This is a genomic window from Polaribacter sp. Q13 (genome assembly GCF_016858305.2).
Classification (GTDB): Bacteria; Bacteroidota; Bacteroidia; order Flavobacteriales; family Flavobacteriaceae; genus Polaribacter.
Window position 1 is genome coordinate 3,287,216 of record NZ_CP074436.1, and the last position, 16,502, is coordinate 3,303,717.

General features: G+C 29.3%; 16 protein-coding genes. 4 read left to right on the top strand and 12 right to left on the bottom strand.

Annotated elements, in window-relative coordinates:
* Nucleotides 1-40 precede the first annotated feature (40 nt).
* Complete coding sequence (locus JOP69_RS13855) at nucleotides 41-646, top strand: lipoprotein signal peptidase (RefSeq protein WP_203393204.1); 606 nt, start codon at nucleotides 41-43, stop codon at nucleotides 644-646.
* 105 nt (nucleotides 647-751) lie between these two features.
* Nucleotides 752-1,348, top strand: coding sequence for a DUF4230 domain-containing protein (locus tag JOP69_RS13860; protein WP_215602607.1), 597 nt, complete (start codon nucleotides 752-754; stop codon nucleotides 1,346-1,348).
* Here the strand turns inward: JOP69_RS13860 and JOP69_RS13865 are convergent.
* The 12 genes from JOP69_RS13865 to JOP69_RS13920 all read right to left on the bottom strand — a co-directional run bounded on the left by JOP69_RS13865 (nucleotide 1,345) and on the right by JOP69_RS13920 (nucleotide 12,263).
* A complete protein-coding gene (locus JOP69_RS13865; RefSeq protein WP_203393202.1) occupies nucleotides 1,345-2,106 on the bottom strand; it encodes a phytanoyl-CoA dioxygenase family protein in 762 nt (253 codons plus the stop codon). The genes JOP69_RS13860 and JOP69_RS13865 overlap by 4 nt on opposite strands.
* Before the next feature lies 1 nt (nucleotide 2,107).
* Nucleotides 2,108-2,722, bottom strand: coding sequence for a hypothetical protein (locus tag JOP69_RS13870; RefSeq protein ID WP_203393201.1), 615 nt, complete (start codon nucleotides 2,720-2,722; stop codon nucleotides 2,108-2,110).
* Entirely contained in the window at nucleotides 2,688-3,563 is an 876-nt protein-coding gene (locus JOP69_RS13875; RefSeq protein WP_203393200.1) for a hypothetical protein, read from the bottom strand. Before JOP69_RS13875 ends, JOP69_RS13870 begins: the two co-directional genes overlap by 35 nt.
* A gap of 2 nt (nucleotides 3,564-3,565) precedes the next feature.
* Nucleotides 3,566-4,483: a hypothetical protein gene (locus JOP69_RS13880; RefSeq protein WP_203393199.1), complete on the bottom strand. Its 918-nt coding sequence runs from the start codon at nucleotides 4,481-4,483 to the stop codon at nucleotides 3,566-3,568.
* 50 nt (nucleotides 4,484-4,533) lie between these two features.
* On the bottom strand, nucleotides 4,534-4,704 hold the full coding sequence (locus tag JOP69_RS13885; RefSeq protein WP_203393198.1) for a hypothetical protein: 171 nt from the start codon (nucleotides 4,702-4,704) through the stop codon (nucleotides 4,534-4,536).
* Between the two features lie 278 nt (nucleotides 4,705-4,982).
* Nucleotides 4,983-5,144 carry a hypothetical protein gene (locus tag JOP69_RS13890; protein WP_203393197.1) on the bottom strand — a complete coding sequence of 54 codons (162 nt, stop codon included), beginning with the start codon at nucleotides 5,142-5,144 and terminating at the stop codon, nucleotides 4,983-4,985.
* 24 nt (nucleotides 5,145-5,168) lie between these two features.
* Nucleotides 5,169-8,723 carry a T9SS type A sorting domain-containing protein gene (locus JOP69_RS13895; RefSeq protein ID WP_203393196.1) on the bottom strand — a complete coding sequence of 1,185 codons (3,555 nt, stop codon included), beginning with the start codon at nucleotides 8,721-8,723 and terminating at the stop codon, nucleotides 5,169-5,171.
* A 152-nt stretch (nucleotides 8,724-8,875) separates the two neighbouring features.
* Entirely contained in the window at nucleotides 8,876-9,484 is a 609-nt protein-coding gene (locus JOP69_RS13900; protein ID WP_203393195.1) for a phage tail protein, read from the bottom strand.
* A 166-nt stretch (nucleotides 9,485-9,650) separates the two neighbouring features.
* On the bottom strand, nucleotides 9,651-10,331 hold the full coding sequence (locus tag JOP69_RS13905; protein WP_203393194.1) for a response regulator transcription factor: 681 nt from the start codon (nucleotides 10,329-10,331) through the stop codon (nucleotides 9,651-9,653).
* On the bottom strand, nucleotides 10,318-11,133 hold the full coding sequence (locus JOP69_RS13910) for a sensor histidine kinase (protein ID WP_203393193.1): 816 nt from the start codon (nucleotides 11,131-11,133) through the stop codon (nucleotides 10,318-10,320). Before JOP69_RS13910 ends, JOP69_RS13905 begins: the two co-directional genes overlap by 14 nt.
* A 103-nt stretch (nucleotides 11,134-11,236) precedes the next feature.
* Nucleotides 11,237-11,890, bottom strand: coding sequence for a hypothetical protein (locus JOP69_RS13915; RefSeq protein WP_203393192.1), 654 nt, complete (start codon nucleotides 11,888-11,890; stop codon nucleotides 11,237-11,239).
* Between the two features lie 10 nt (nucleotides 11,891-11,900).
* The gene (locus JOP69_RS13920; protein ID WP_203393191.1) at nucleotides 11,901-12,263 is read right to left on the bottom strand and encodes a hypothetical protein; all 363 of its coding nucleotides are present in this window, start codon (nucleotides 12,261-12,263) and stop codon (nucleotides 11,901-11,903) included.
* A gap of 173 nt (nucleotides 12,264-12,436) precedes the next feature.
* Between JOP69_RS13920 and uvrC the strand changes: the two genes are divergently transcribed.
* Nucleotides 12,437-14,233, top strand: coding sequence for an excinuclease ABC subunit UvrC (gene uvrC / locus JOP69_RS13925; RefSeq protein ID WP_203393190.1), 1,797 nt, complete (start codon nucleotides 12,437-12,439; stop codon nucleotides 14,231-14,233).
* Nucleotides 14,230-16,431 carry a patatin-like phospholipase family protein gene (locus tag JOP69_RS13930; RefSeq protein ID WP_203393189.1) on the top strand — a complete coding sequence of 734 codons (2,202 nt, stop codon included), beginning with the start codon at nucleotides 14,230-14,232 and terminating at the stop codon, nucleotides 16,429-16,431. The genes uvrC and JOP69_RS13930 overlap by 4 nt, the downstream gene beginning before the upstream one ends.
* Nucleotides 16,432-16,502: the final 71 nt, after the last annotated feature.

Sequence of the window (16,502 nt, forward strand, 5' to 3'; positions counted from 1 at the left end):
CAATAATATTGTTATTTTTGTGCGTACAAATTAAATAAAAATGTCAAAAAAGAGTCTTGCTATTCTAACTATTTTAATTGCTATTATTTTAGATCAAGTTATAAAAATATATGTAAAAACACACTTTATCTTAGGTGAGGAAGTAGTGGTTTTCGATTGGTTTAAAATCCATTTTACAGAAAATAACGGAATGGCAATGGGTTTTGAGTTTGGCGGTAGAGCAGGTAAACTTTTTTTAACCTTGTTTAGACTGGTTGCTGTAACTGGAATTATCTATTGGTTATGGCAAAATATAAAAAGAAAAGTACACAATGCCGTAATTATTGCGATTGCTTTAATTTTTTCTGGTGCAGTGGGTAATATCATTGATTCTGTTTTTTATGGAGTTATTTTTGATGGATCTAATAATAAAGTAGCAACACTTTTTGCAGACCAACCTTATGGAGAATTATTTCATGGTAGAGTAGTAGATATGTTTTATTTTCCTTTATGGGAAGGTGTTTTACCAGATTGGATTCCTTTTATTGGAGGAGAAATGTATACCTTTTTTCAATATATTTTTAATCCTGCAGATGCTTTTATAAGTATTGGCGTTGTTTTATTGTTTCTTTTTAGCAAACAAGCTTTTCCAAAGGAAGTGGAGTAGTTGTTTCATGAAGATTACAGAGTTTTCGCAAAGATTTATTTGTATTTAAGGTTTTAAAGTTGTCTGTTGATGATGTTTTTTTAATTTTTCAAAAAGTCTAAAATTATGCGTTATCTTAAATATCTTACTATTTTTCTTTTGGGATTTATATTTGCTAAATTTTTGTGCAATAAAAAGGAGGCAACACACGAAAAAGAGGAAATACAAGTTGTGGTAACCTCCATTAAGAATTTGAGTAAACTAGTTGTTTCTAAAGGTACTTTCTCTGAAGTTTATAATTATTCAGATTCTAAAAAATATTTTTACGACTATCTTTCTTTTGATAAAAAAGCTATTATTACGGTAAATGCCAATGTTGAGGTTGGATATGATTTATCTAAATTAGAAATTCAAATAGATTCTATTGGTAAAAGAATTATCATCAATAAGATACCAAAAGAAGAAGTTGTAATTTCTCCTGATGTAAAATATTTCGATTTACAACAAAGTCAGTTTAATACTTTTTCTAAGTATGATTTAAATAAAATCAACCAAAAAAGTATTGAGAAAATCAAACAAACAATTGAAGTAACTGATTTAAAAAAGAAAGCTAAAGAAAGGCTTTTTGAAGAATTATCTAAAATTTATCAACTCTCTGTAATTTACGATTGGCAAGTTGTAGATAATACGGGTTCTGGTTTTTCGAAACAATTTAAAGATTAAATTGACCAATCTCCCCACATAGATTTAAAAGTTTCTCTAGTTTCATTTTCTTTTAAATGTTTTCCAAACCGTCCAAATATTCCTATTCTAGGTGTTGCATTTGTATTCATAGAACCATTGTGTAGAAGCATAGAATGCCATAATAAAACAGTACCTGGTTTTGCTGTAAATTGTATTGGTTTTCCAGATACAATTTCTTGGTATTTTTCTTGAATTTTATCTGCAGTTAGGTTTGAAATATCAAAATAATAATTTGGATTCTCTTTTATAAACTTCCATATTTTTTTATGACTTTTTGGCCAAAAAATAAAACAGCCTCCATTTTCTTTGGTTTCAATCGCGTAGGCAGTGTACCCAATCATAAAACGCCAATTAAAATTTTTAGGCGTTAAATCTATATGTGCTAAATTAGGTAACGCCCATTTTTTTGTAGGGTTAGGAGCATGAATAATAAATTGCTCCATACCACCATCTATAGTTTTACCTGCTAATTGTTGTACAGCTTTTTTAATTTTAGAATGATTGTTAATTGTATTTTTTTTATTAGAAAATTTTAAAAAATTAACACTTTTTCCATTTCCTTTCTCTTTTAATGGATAAGAAGTCGGTTTTGAAATATCAAGTCCGAAATAGTTTTCAAAATCAGAAAGCCATGTATCAGTAATATTTTTTTCAATAATATTTTCTAAAATTAAATATCCGTTTTCTTTAAAAAATACTATTTGATCTTTTGATAAAGGTAAATTTGGTTTGTTCATTTTAATAAATTTTTAGAAGTTCTTCTTCTTTAGGAAAATCATTAAAAGTTGCTTTTAATTCTTGAAGTAGATTAGGGTGAATTCTTTTTAAAAAATGACACATACTAATCCATTCATAAAAAACTCCTTTTTCACTTCTTTGTTTAGCCCATTTAAAATCGAAAGCAATAAGTTGATTATTTTTAATTGCTAAATTTCTAGGATCTCCATTCCCTTTAAATAATCCATTTTTTTGATACTCATTATACATTTCAACAACTTGTTGTACTATGTTTTTTGGCATTTTTTCTTTGTTTGCTAGAATGGTATATAAATCATTATTAACAAACTCTTGAACAATACTCATTTCATTCTCATTATAATCAATTAATGTAGGAACATATTTACTGTCTTTAAGAATAGATAGCCAATGCAGTTCATTCGCAAATAATTTTCGCATTTCTAAAACAGAATTTATCACTGGTTTTTTTCCAGAAACAGTTGTTCCATTTATATCATAAACACGTTTAAGTGTTTTCTTATCATTACTAATATAGATACTTAATAGCGTGCCAACTGTAGCTCCATTTTTAATATTAGTATTAGCTAATGGATGTTTGTATAAGTTCCATTTCATGTTTTTTTTGTTTATCGTTTTTTCCTAAGGAAGTATAAAATCGAAACCCAGTTTTATAAGTTAGCATTGCAGAAATTGTTTGTAGAGTAGAAGACAATTGTATCCCTATTTCATTTACTTTTTGATTTTTTTCTAAGGAAGAAAACTCTTTTTCATAGTATCCAATAAACCCAATTGTACTTTGGTTGTGTGTTAAAAAAGTTAAGGCAGTATTTATTGCTAATGAGTTTGGAGCATTAACGTAGGATAAAGCATTTAATATTCTACTCACTTGTTGTAAATTATAATCGCTACAAGCTATTATTAAAAAAGCTTCTAAAATTGTAATTAATTTAAGAGGACGGTTTGTAATAGAAATTAAACCATGATATGTTTTTTGTTCAATTTCATTTAAAAGAAAACCAATTTCTTTTTTTGTCATAGTAGTAAAATTAGATGCTATTTTTAAAGAGAATGGTACGTGTTTACTACTAATATGTTGTTTGTTTGCAGTTGTTAAAAGTAAAAAAGAGGGAAGTAACTCTTTTGTGATTTTTTCAGAAGAAAGAACCTTATAATAGTCAATTATTAAATTTTTTAATCCTTTAGGATATTCTTCATTAACTTCAAAATAGACAATTGCATATTGTAATAATAATTGTAGGTTTTTTAGATTAACTTTTTCAGTTCTTTTTTTTTCAAACTCTTTTATTAAATGTTTAAATTCTTTTTGAATTTTTGTGTCTTTATAACTACAAATTGAAGCTAAAATAATTGCTGTTAAAGCGGTTTCTTTATCCGTATTATTTGTGTTTTTTATTGCAAAATAGAATCCTTTTTTAAGTACTTTTTGAAACGCCATAATTAATTTATTAAATATTCGTGTTCTAATAAACATGCAAATAAGCCAACTAGAGTTGGATGGTAGTTTACGTCAAAGACATCTTTATCATTTACCATTTCTCCTTTTTTCAATTTTTCTTGTATATACCTACTTGTAAAATCACCTTTCTTATTTTGTGCATTTAATAATTTTTGCCAACATTCTATAAACAAAGGATGGTTTCTGTAATTAAGATTATGACAGCAGATTAAAAGTTCTGCTAGTAAATCCCAATCTTCCTTTAATGCATATTTTATCATTAAATTACCAATATGTTCGGCTGTTTTATCTTTTTTATCTTCTAAAAGATGATCTATATTTTTATTTCCAAAATCAGTTAAATGAAATAAAATATGCGTTAAAGCATATACATCAATATCTCTTATGTGAATTAAATTTGGAAGGTGATACAAACTAGAAGTTTTGTACATCTGATCATAAGAAGCCATATTATGTTTAAAACCTCCAAAGTCTAATTGATATTTAAAATCTATTTGGTTCCAAGCAGTTCGTTCAATGCAATCCATAAAGTTTGCATCTATAATGTTTTGTAATAATTGTTTATAGTCTTTAAATTCTATTTTCATACTATACAAACCATTGTATAACATTAAATAGAAAGGGAAAAGATTAAGATCTCTTGTAATACCTCTGTAAAAATCTTTAGAATTACAAATTTCTTTTATAAAGGAGATGATTTTTTTTGCTCGATAGTCTTCTTTATAAGAAGTATTTCTGCTAAGAATTAACAATGTTATTGCAAGTTCTCCTAAACGTTTTCTTTGCATATCTAAATTCGGATTTTTTTCTACATCATTACTATTTATATTAAAGTAATGCAGATTATTATTTATCCAAGTAAGACTTTTATCAATCGATATTTCTAATTGTTGTTTCATGTTTTATAATAAAGAAGAGTATTCTTATTGAATACTCTTCTTTATAAGAATTAGTGAGATACAAAAAATCCTGGAGAAATAATTGCTGTCATAACAATTGGATTTCCTTTTTGGTCTCCTTTACTAGCTAGGTTAGAAGCAAAATCTGCAAATTGCTCTAAGTTTGTTACTCCTTCTTTTTTTAATGCATCTAAAACTGCTTGTTTTGAATTTGTGCTCATAATATATAATTTAAAATATTTCCTACTCTATATAGCTTTTCGGATTCGGCTATTCTTAAAAGGTATTAAGAATACTGTAAAATTACCGAGAAAGTATTCTTTATTTAAGAGCATAAATACTGATTTATCTAAAAGGGTGAAAGTACCCATATAAAAAAAGGCTATCAAAAATTAATTTGACAGCCTTTATAAAAAGTAGTTTAAAATAAAAAAGGTTGCCAAATTTGACAACCTTTTTAGAATTAGTATTACAATTCCTCAACTGTAATACTTTATTTTTAGAACCCAGCACCTGGAGCCTCAGGACTAGAAGCTTGCGCTTTCTGTGGGTTTAAAATTAGATAAGTACCTAATGCTGTTAAAGCAGCGTATTTACCGTAATTCCCAATTTTTTTAATTGCTTGCTTACGAGTAATTTCATTTTTATTATTTGTTTTCATAATATATTGTTTTAAAAGTAAGTGTTAGTTTAAAGTTATTTTTTTAGTAATTTCTCCGTTTACAGAGTTTACTTTAACAATATAAACACCAGTACTTAAACTTGGTAAACTTACTTTGTTAACAGTACTAGCTTTAATAGAAGATTTCAGTACTTGTTTACCTAATAAAGAGAATATACTAACGGTAGCTTCTGAATTTAAACCTGAAATTGTAACTTGGTTACTAGAAGATTTATAAATATTTACATTAGCTATCGTTGCATTTATATTGTCTGTACTTAAACTTTTAGCACTTGTTTGTATGTAAAATTGACCAATACCATTTGCATCCGTTTTTAAAGTAGTTTTATAATCTCCTTCAGATAAATTAACAAACGCACCACTAACTTTATCTTCTAAATATAATTCTGTTCCTTCTGGTAAGTTTAGGCTTTCAGCAGAAAACGTAATTTCTTCACCAGCATTTGCTATTAAACCTACAGAAATTGCAGCAGTATTATCAATTGGTAAAGTTTGTATTGCTAATTTATTACCTACACTTTCTGTAACTAAGTCTGTATAAATAGCAAATTCTGTTGTTGCTTCTCCAAACATTTTAGAGTCATACCCATTATCAAAACCAGTAGTTTTTCCTTCTATATAAAATACTTTAGTAGAAGCAGTAGCATCATTATTTGCTATAGATAATTCAAAATTACTCTTAGGAGTCTGTCTCATAAAAGTATCACTATTTTGGTGGCTTCTATTACTTGTTTGATATAAAACATTATTATTAGTACTCGCTTCTACAAAGAAACCTTGTGCAGGTGCAATTTCTATAGGACTAACTGCATTATAAGTTACGTAACTAGTTCCGTTCCATAACCAAACTGTTTCTTCTGTAAGTAATGCTGTATTTGTAGTAGCAAATGTAGCTGAATTCATATATGCAGTATATGGATTACCTAATAAATTAAAATTAGTTCTAGTTCCTTGTGAAATAGGATATGCAATATTATTTGGAATCACATCACCAGTAAAAGATACATCGCCAGGAGCAGCTAATTTCATAGATATACCAACACCAATAGGTATAAAACCAGTTGATGCAGCAGTAGAATAATTCCAGGCTGGTCCAGTAGTATTCGAATACCCTCCAAGACCAATATTAGAAACAGAACCTGTAGCAAAGGTATGATTTGCAATTACATCTTGTTGTGTTTCTCCATTTACAGGTGAAGCTACTAAATACCAATTGGTTGTCGGTAAGTTTCTCTTATAAGTTACAGATCCTGAAACGGTACTATTAGGTATAAAAGTAGCTCCAGAATTAATAACCATACTGTTAAATACCAGAGAAACATTAGCTGTAGGATAATTTGTTAAACCATTTGGAATTGTAATATCTGCATTTGTAGAAGGTACAGTAGTAGGGCTCCAGTTTCCAGGAGTGTTCCAATCGTTGTCGGTACTTCCTGTCCAAGTATATGTTGGAGGTGTGTTGTCTACAACAAATGTATTGTTATTCGTTCCTGTTGGAGTTAAATTAGATAAGACATTACCTGAAGCATCTTGAATATCCTGTCCACCGGCGAACCCTAAAGTTACAGTAGCATTCAATGCTGCTAAATTTCCGCCAGATACCGTTACTCTATATACGTTTCCACTAGGATTTGTTACACTCGTTGTAGTTGCTGTAGTTGCTGTTGCTGTAAAATCTGCTATGCTCACATTGCTTACTACGCCATCAAAAGTCACATCCCATACCAATGCATCTGCATCTGTTGGGCTTGTTGTTGGACTTTGACGAACGATACTACTGATACGTGGTGCAAGGTTGTCTAAAGTATATGTTTCATCAATAGCTGGTTCTGTACTCGGTAAAGAATTACCTGCAAGGTCTGTAATCGAAACTCCACCACTAAAATTTAAACCTACATTACTATTTAATGTTGATAAGTTTCCACCAGATACAGTTACATCATAAGTAGAAGCTGTTACTTGAATTACACCAATACTAGATCCAGAAGGACCTGAAACCGCAAAATCCGCTGCTCCAACTCCTGTAACATCTGAATCAAAAGTTACTAAAAATGTTAAGACATCTGCATTAGTAGTTTGAGTAGTTGGTGTTTTTCTTGTGAAGCTTGTTGTAGAAGGTGCATTACCATCAATAACAATTGCTTTGTTTGCACCTAAAGAATTTGCTGCTCCTGGTGTAGGTAATGTTAATGTAGCATTACTACCACCAGCATCTTGAATACTTGTTCCTGCAGTAAGTGAGTTTGTTGCTAGATAATCTAAATCTGCACTTATATCTCCTGCTTGTAGAGTATATGTAAATTGTAAAGTTGAAGTTCCACTACCTGTACCATTATAGTTTATGGTTCTATTTGTTGTACCAGTTTCTAATGTAATTTGTGGTGTACCAGTTACAGTAACATTTTCATTAAAAGTTACGGTTACAATAACATTGTCGCCTGCTTTATAAGTTCCGTTTGCAGTTGTTGCACTTACGCTAGTTACTGTTGGTGCTACTGCACTTGAAATAACAGTAGTTCCATTGTTTGTATCTGTGTCTGTGCCATCATTAATAACAACTGTAAAAGTTGTAGTTTCTGATGTTGAACTTCTATTATCTGTAGGGTTAAAACTTAACGCTCTTAATTTTGCTTGTAAGTCTGCAGTTGTAGTACTTGCAAGAGCATAAGGTCCTGTACCTGTTAAACCTGTACCAGATAAAACACCTTTAGCATTGTTGTCTAAAGTAATAGTTGCAGAAACATTATCTCCATCTGCATCTGATGTTGTTATTGAAGAAAAAGGATTTAATGTAGCAGTATCATTTACATTTTGTCCTGCAGATGTGGCACCAATTACTGGGGCTGTATTATTTACAAAAGCACTTCCAGTAAGATCTCCTATTACTTGAGTTGAAAATGTAAAAGGTCCAAAAGTCCAGTTAGAAAGATTGGTTAATGTTGCAGAAACTGCAGCAATAGATACTCCACCAAAATTAGTTGGACCTGTATACCTACCTATATAATTACTATCATCTATAGCAAGTGCGTTAGTACCATTGGTTAACCCTGTTCCAGAAAGTGTTGGCATACCAAATGTTGTTAAAGCTAAAGCTCCTGCAAAAGTTAAAAAAGTTCCAGGATTAGAACGTAGTGTACCTGTGTAAGCATATACCTGGTCATTCTTGGTTCCTAATAAAAACCCACTCTCAACTTCAGCAATACTTCCTATGTTTACAGAAATACCATCACCATCTGCATTCGTTATTTTTATAAATTTACCCGCAGCAATGGTAGAACCGGTGTTATTTTCCCATCTTAATTGTCCTTCACCATTTGGAGTATTAAAAACAGTAGTATTCCACTCATCATCATCAAATGTAATGGTTGTTCCAGCTGGAGCATCATCTAGTAAAACAAAAGCCAAACCATCATCATTTGTACTATCTAAAGCAACAATAATAATGTCTCCCTTAGCATCTATAGCTCCGTTTTGGTTTTGTGAAAAGGTAAAATTATAAGTAAGTAAGAAAAATAAAAAGTAAATAGTTTTCTGTTTAAAAAAGGTCGTTTTTTTCATAATAGTTGGTTTTAGCGGTTAGTACAAATATATTTTTAATGATTAAATAATTTATAGGTGTTTATACGTGTTTTTTGATGAATTTGTATTGAACAAAGAAAAACCCTGATGATTTCATCAGAGTTTTTAAGATAATTTGTGTTTTTTATTATTTAACTTCTTGAAGGAAAAATACCTTCTAAAGCAATAATATAATTAATACCTAGAAAAGGCTGCATATTATTAACTGGTTGTTGACCTCCAGTATTTCCTACTGTTATATTTCCACCTGTAATAGCAACATCTCCAGTAACAGCAACATTTGCTCCATAAACAGCATTTGCAGCTTCTGAAGTATATATATCAGCTTCTGCATTATTTAAAACACCTCCAGCAGGATTTTTTTCATCTGCCAAACCCTCTTCACTATTTACAGGAATAGTACCTACTCCATTAGAAAAAGCAGCAGTCATTCCAGTTACAGAAGCAGTATGATTATGGTTAGGCAATGTAGTAATGGTTAAAGTATTTGTTTCTGTTCCTCCTCTTTCCCCTAATTTTACAGGACTTAAACCAGGACCATGTCTTGGGCCTATTGGAACTCTACCTCTTAAATCTGGTAAAGCAAAAGAAGTTCTTCCATCTCCACCATAAGTGGTTCCTAATAAAGAAAATAAAGCTGTGTTTTGGCTAATAGGTAATAATTGTCCGTCGCAAAAAGCCCATCCTCTTGGTGCAAAGTTTCCGCCAAACATTATAATTTGTGCAATAAAAGGTTCCATAATAATAATAAATTTTTAAGTTAATAAGTTTAGTTTGTACGCTTTGTACAATTCAAAATTACTCGTAAGATTTCATTGATTTTAGAGAACAACTTTCTGAAAAACAAAAAGGGTATAAATACTTATTTTATAAGTATTTATACCCTTAAAGTAAAAATGAAGATTGTTATAAGTTGAAATCTGGTGTAATTTCTATTAACTTTTTTTGAATACCGTAAATAACCAAACCTGCAACATTTTTAGACTGTGTCTTTAAAAGTAGGTTGTTTCTATGACCTTCTACAGTTCTTGGGCTTATAAAAAGTTTTTCGGCAATTTCTGTAGTGGTCTTTTGAGCGCAAATCAACTCTAAAACATCAATTTCTCTTTTAGAAAGTAATTTTTTGTCTAAATCGCTTTTTATACGTTTTCCACTAGATGAAATAATGTTTTCATGAATAATAGTCAATACTTTTTCATCATAATAAAAACCTTTTTCATACACCTCATTAATTGTATGAACTACCATTTTTGGACTTGTATTTTTAAGTAGGTAAGAAGAGGCGCCAACATCGATCATGTTGGTAATAAAAGATTTACCATCAAAACTGGTTAATGCAATTATTTTTATGTCTGGGTGTGTTTTATGAATAACTTTAGTAGCTTCAACACCATTCATTTCTGGCATTTTTAAATCCATCAAAATAATATCTGGAAATCCTTCTGTAGTTCTTATAAAATCTACTAATTTTTTACCATTTTCTGCTTCAAAAGAAATATTAAAGTTAGGTTCTCTTTCTAATAAAAAACGAATTCCTTTTCTAAAAAGCTCTTCATCATCGGCAATTATAATATTAATTTTTTGCATATTCTGGGGGTTGTATTACAATTAAAATGTTAAATCCTTTACCTACTTCACTTCCAATATTATATTTTCCGTTTAATAAAGAAACCCTACTTTCTATATTTTTCATTCCAAGACCTTTTTTATTATTTTTATCATCAGAATTAAAACCGATGCCATTATCTGTATAGCTAAAAATTAGTCGATTGTCTTTTTGAGAAATATTTATAGTACTATTATTAGCTTTACCATGTCTTACAGAGTTATTAATTAATTCTTGAGTAATTCTAAATAAATGTAATTCGTTTTGTGGGTTTAAAAGTTTGTTGGTGTAATTTATATTGTATTTAATACTAATTTTTTTACTGTTATTAAAGGAGTCTGCTAGTTCTTCTACTGCGTCTTTAAAGCCAAATTCTTCTAGTATTGGTGGTAAAAGATTGTGTGCAATTTTACGAGCACTTTCTAAGGTTTTATCTGTAGCTTCTAAAATACCGTTGTTAACAGTTATGTACTCTTCTGGCGTTAAACCTCCATCTTTTAAAAGGTTTGCATTTAAGTTAATTACATTTAGTTTAGAGCTAATATCATCATGTAAATCTTGTGCAATGCGTTTGCGTTCCTCTTCTTGAGTTATAATAATAGACTGTATAATTTCTTTTTGATGGTTTACTTCTAGGTTTCTTTTCTCTAGTTCTTTATCCACTATTTTTTTTCTAGAGAAGAAGAAAAATAACAGGAATGCAACTCCCATTAGAAGAAGTAATAAAACACCTATTAAAACGATAACTATCACTTGGTTTTCTTTAGTAAGCAATTCTTCCATAAAGGGGTTTTGAAAAGTAAAACCAAAATTACGGAAAAATAAGTTTACGGTAAAAATAGTAGTTTATCTTAAGTTTTTAAGATGTTTATGGAAAAACAGGGGTTTATACTTGTTTTTTAAAATGGATAAAACTTGGTTTTTTTATCGGTTTTCTAAAGTTTTTGTACCATTCCACAAAAACCATAATCTGAAAAATAAGGTATAAAAAAGCATTAAACTGCCAGACATAAAATTTTAATTCTCTAGACCCTATGTTTCCTAACGTAAAAATAAGTGTGCTGCATAGGGTGTATACAAAGAAACCAGAGTTAAAGTAAATATATTTTTTATCTATATTGTTGTCTATTTTTTTTACAAAAAAGAAAAAACTATAAACTAATAAAGGTATGGATGTAATTGCAATTTCTAAAACATTCCATTTTTTTAGTGTTTCTGGAAAGTTGTATAAATATGTAATAAAAGAGAATGCTATTAAGAAGGTTAAAAGCCTAATTAACTTTTTAAAGTTATATAAAGTAGAAAAGAAGAAACTTAAAAAAATAAACTGACCAATAAAGAAATAATGACTTAGAAAGAGGTTGTTTATTCTTAAGGAACTTAAAAAACTAGAATAAATTTGAACAAAAACGCATAGCATTAAATACATAATAAAGTATTTTAATGCTTTGTGTTTTTTATTATAACTTATAATAAATGCTAGGGTATTTATTATTAAAAAAAAGTACCCAGCATTTACAATAAAATCATCTAAACTCATAATAATCAGTTTAGTTTAAAGGGCTCTCATTATCGCATTTGTCTGGACAAGGAGATGTTAAATCATAAATATCACCACTATCTTTATCTAAATTTTTGCCATCTTTAGAAGAAATCATATCTTTTCCGTTAGCATCTACACCAACAATAATTAATTTTTCTTCAAAAACAATTTCTCCTTCTATTTTCTGTTTATGAACGCCTAAATAAGCCCTTACTGTTACGGCTCCTTCTGCAATAGCTTCTTTTAAATCTTCTAATGGAATGTTAAAAGCTCTACAGTCTTGGTGGGCATTATAAGTACCTTCCATTTTGCGCCATCTATTAGTCCATCTTTTAGCGGTTTGTAAAGAAATTGTATTTTTTTTAGTCATGTAATAGGTATTAGTTATTTATAAATAATGTTAGTTAGGCTTTAAAAGTATAGAAAAATATAGAAAGAGCAATCTTATTATATCATTTTAAATATAAAATACCTTTTTAGATTTTGTTTTTAGAAGTGATTTCTCATCACTATATCTTTAAAAAAAATACGTAATTTTGCGCGATGTCTACACCTTTAGAACTTCAAGTAAAAACCTTACCAAATGAACCCGGAGTTTATCAATATTTTGATAAGGAAGATGTAATTATCTATGTTGGTAAAGCCAAAAATCTAAAGAAAAGAGTTGCTTCTTATTTCAATAAAAACCATGAAAATGGTAAAACACGGGTATTAGTAAAAAAGATTGTTCGTATAAAACATATTGTAGTTAATACAGAAACGGATGCTTTATTATTAGAGAATAATTTAATTAAAAAATACAAGCCTCGTTACAATGTTTTATTGAAGGATGATAAATCTTACCCTTGGCTTTGTATAAAAAAAGAACGTTTTCCAAGAGTTTTTATGACGCGTAGAGTTATAAAAGATGGGTCGGAATATTTTGGTCCTTATACGTCTATTAAGACGGTGCGAGTTTTATTAGATCTTATTAAAGAATTGTATCCGTTAAGAACGTGTAAATACGATTTAAGTCCGCAGAATGTAAATGAAGGTAAATATAAAGTCTGTTTAGAATATCACCTAAAAAACTGTAAAGGTGCTTGTGAAGGTTTAGAAACAGAGAGCCATTACAATAATTCTATTGCAGAAATTAGAAATATTATTAAAGGGAATTTTAAAGAAAGCTTAGATAAGTTTCAAGAAATGATGTTGGGCTTTGCAGAAAAAATGGAGTTTGAAGAAGCACAGAAAATTAAAGAGAAGCTTAATTTGTTGGGCAATTATCAATCTAAAAGTACTATTATAAATCCATCTATAAATAATGTAGATGTTTTTTCTATTATTTCTGATGAAACACACGGGTATGCAAATTTTTTAAAGATTTCTAACGGATCTATTATTCAATCTCATACCACCGAAATTAAGAAAAAGTTAGACGAAACAGATAAAGAATTATTAGAGTTATTTATTGTAGAAATTAGACAACGTTTCGATTCTCAATCACCAGAAATCTATGTGCCATTTAAAGTGAATTTGGGAGAAAATATAAAAGTAACTATCCCTAAATTAGGTGATAAAAAACGTATTGTAGAACTCTCTGAAAGAAACGCAAAATATTATAGAATGGAGCAATTTAAGCAGGTACAAATTGTGGATCCGGATAGACATGTAAAAAGAATTATGGCGCAAATGAAAAAAGATTTACGTTTGCATGTAGAGCCACGTCATATAGAATGTTTCGATAACTCTAATATTCAAGGAACCAACCCAGTTGCAGCTTGTGTGGTTTTTAAAGATGGAAAACCAAGTAAAAAAGATTACAGACATTACAATATAAAAACAGTGGAAGGTCCAGATGATTTTGCTTCTATGGAAGAGGTTGTTTATAGAAGGTACAAACGTTTGTTAGAAGAAGAGCAACCTTTGCCACAATTAATTATTGTGGATGGTGGTAAAGGACAACTATCATCTGGTTTAAAAGCTTTAGAAAATTTAGGTTTAAGAGGTAAAATAGCCATTATAGGAATTGCAAAACGTTTAGAAGAAATTTATTATCCAGGAGATCCAATACCTTTATATCTAGATAAAAAATCTGAAACGTTAAAGATAACACAGTACTTAAGAAATGAAGCCCATAGATTCGGAATTACATTTCACAGAAATAAACGGAGTAAAAGTGCTATAAAATCTGAATTGGAACAAATACCGGATGTAGGTGAACAGACCATTACAACTTTATTACGTAAATTTAAGTCGGCAAAGCGCGTTAAAGAAGCTTCTTTAGAAGAGTTAAAAGAAGTTATAGGAAATGCAAGAGCCATAAAGGTATACGAATATTTTCAACCGAATAAAGAATGAAAAAGTTATTAGTAGTATTTTATTTAGTTTTTTCTGTTACTTTTTATAGCCAAGAAAAGCAACCAAAAGTTGGTTTGGTTTTAAGTGGAGGTGGTGCAAAAGGGTTTGCTCATATTGGCGTTCTAAAAGAAATAGACAAAGCAGGTTTACAGATAGATTATGTGGGTGGTACTAGTATGGGTGCAATTGTTGGTGGTTTGTATGCTATTGGTTATTCTGGAGAACAAATAGAACAAATTGTTTTAAAAACCGATTTTGTTTCTCTGTTACAAGATAAATTGCCTAGAAATTCTGAACCATTTTTTGAAAAAGAATTTGGCGAAAAGACCTTTATTACTTTACCTGTTCATAAAGGTGCTGTAGGATTTCCTAAAGCAGTTTCTAAAGGTCAGAATGTCTTAAATTTTTTAATGGAATTATTAGCTTCAGTAGAAGGTATTTCTGATTTTAAAAAATTGCCTATTCCCTTTTTTTGTATTGCTACAGATGTAGAAGACGGAAACGCTGTATTGTTAGAAAAAGGTTCTTTGCCCTTGGCTTTAAGGGCTAGTGGCTCATTTCCTACTTTGTTAAACCCAGTTGTTTTAGATAATAAATTGTTGGTTGATGGAGGTATTGCAAATAATTTTCCTATAAGTGTTATGAAATCTAAAGGAATGGATATTGTAATTGGGGTAGATGTTGAGGGGAGTTTAAATCAAAAAGAAAAACTAAATACTGTTGTAGATCTAATGAACCAGATTGTTAGTTACCAGATGTATCGTAAAACAGATAAAGAAAAAGAAATATTGGATGTTTATATTCATCCAGAAATTAAGGGATATAATGTTGTTAGTTTTGATAAAAAAGTAGAAATTTTACAAAAAGGAATTGAAGAAGGACAAAAGTTTAATAAAGTTTTTAAGGAATTAGCATTAAAACAAACCCATAAAACTGCCCGTAAAAAGTTACATTTTAATAAAGAGAAGTTCTTAATTTCTGATATTGATATATCTGGCTCTAAGTTATATACAAGAGCGTTTGTTTTGGGTAAAGTAAAAGTAAAGGTAGGAGATCGTTTGTCTAGAAAAGAAATTACAAAAAGAATTCACCTTTTATCATCAACAAAAAATTACGAAAGAATAGCGTATCACCTAACTAAAAAGAAAGACAATACGTATAGTTTAAAATTGCAGTTAAATGAAACAAATGAAAATGCAAATCTTAAATTAGGCGTTCATTACGATTTTTTATATAAATCTGGGTTTTTAGTAAACTATAATCAAAAACACTTATTATTAGATAATGATTTGTTTTCTTTAGATATGGTTTTAGGAGACAATTTAAGATATAGCTTAGATTATTTTGTAGATAACGGTTTCTATATAAGTTATGGTTTTAGATCTAGATATAATCATTTTAGAACAAATTCTAAGTTTAATTCAATAATCTCTCAATATCCTTCCATTAGTAGTATTAATTTAAAATACACAGATATTACTAGTCAGTTTTTTCTTCAAACAGCGTTTAATAGAAGATTTACTTTAGGGGTAGGTCTAGAGCATAAATATGTAAAGGCAACTACAGAGACTATTGCTTCTGCTAGCAATGGAGTAACCATTTTTGATAATAGTAATTATTTAAATAGTTTTGGTTATTTAAAGTTAGATACTTATGATAAAAAGTATTTTCCTACAAAAGGATATTTTGGAGATTTAAACTTTAAGTGGTACATGGTTTCATCTGATCATAATAATGATTTTTCACCTTTTGCTCAAACAAAAGGAACCTTAGGCTTTGCCACTACTTTTTGGGATAAACTTACTTTTCAAATGACAAATGAAGCAGGTTTTACTTTAAATGATGTAAATTCTGATGTTTTTGATTTTTATCTTGGTGGCTATAACAAAAATTATATTAACACGTTTGTTTCTTTTTATGGCTATGATTTTGCAGAGCTTTCTGATAATACTTTTTTAAAGTCAGAGTTTAATTTTAGATATGCTATTGCAGACAAACATTATCTGTCTCTAATAGCTAATTACGGAAGATTAGAAGACAATGTTTTTAAGAACATAGACCTGTTTGAAAATATTAAAACAGGTTATGCTATTGGTTACAGTTATAATTCTCTTATAGGTCCCTTAGAAATAAAATATAGTTGGTCTCCAGATAATAAAGAAAATTATTGGTTGTTTAATTTGGGTTTTTGGTTTTAATACTAATTTAACTGAATTATGTCGCTATTAATAATTTCTTTTCTACTTAATATTTTAATGTAAAAGAGCCT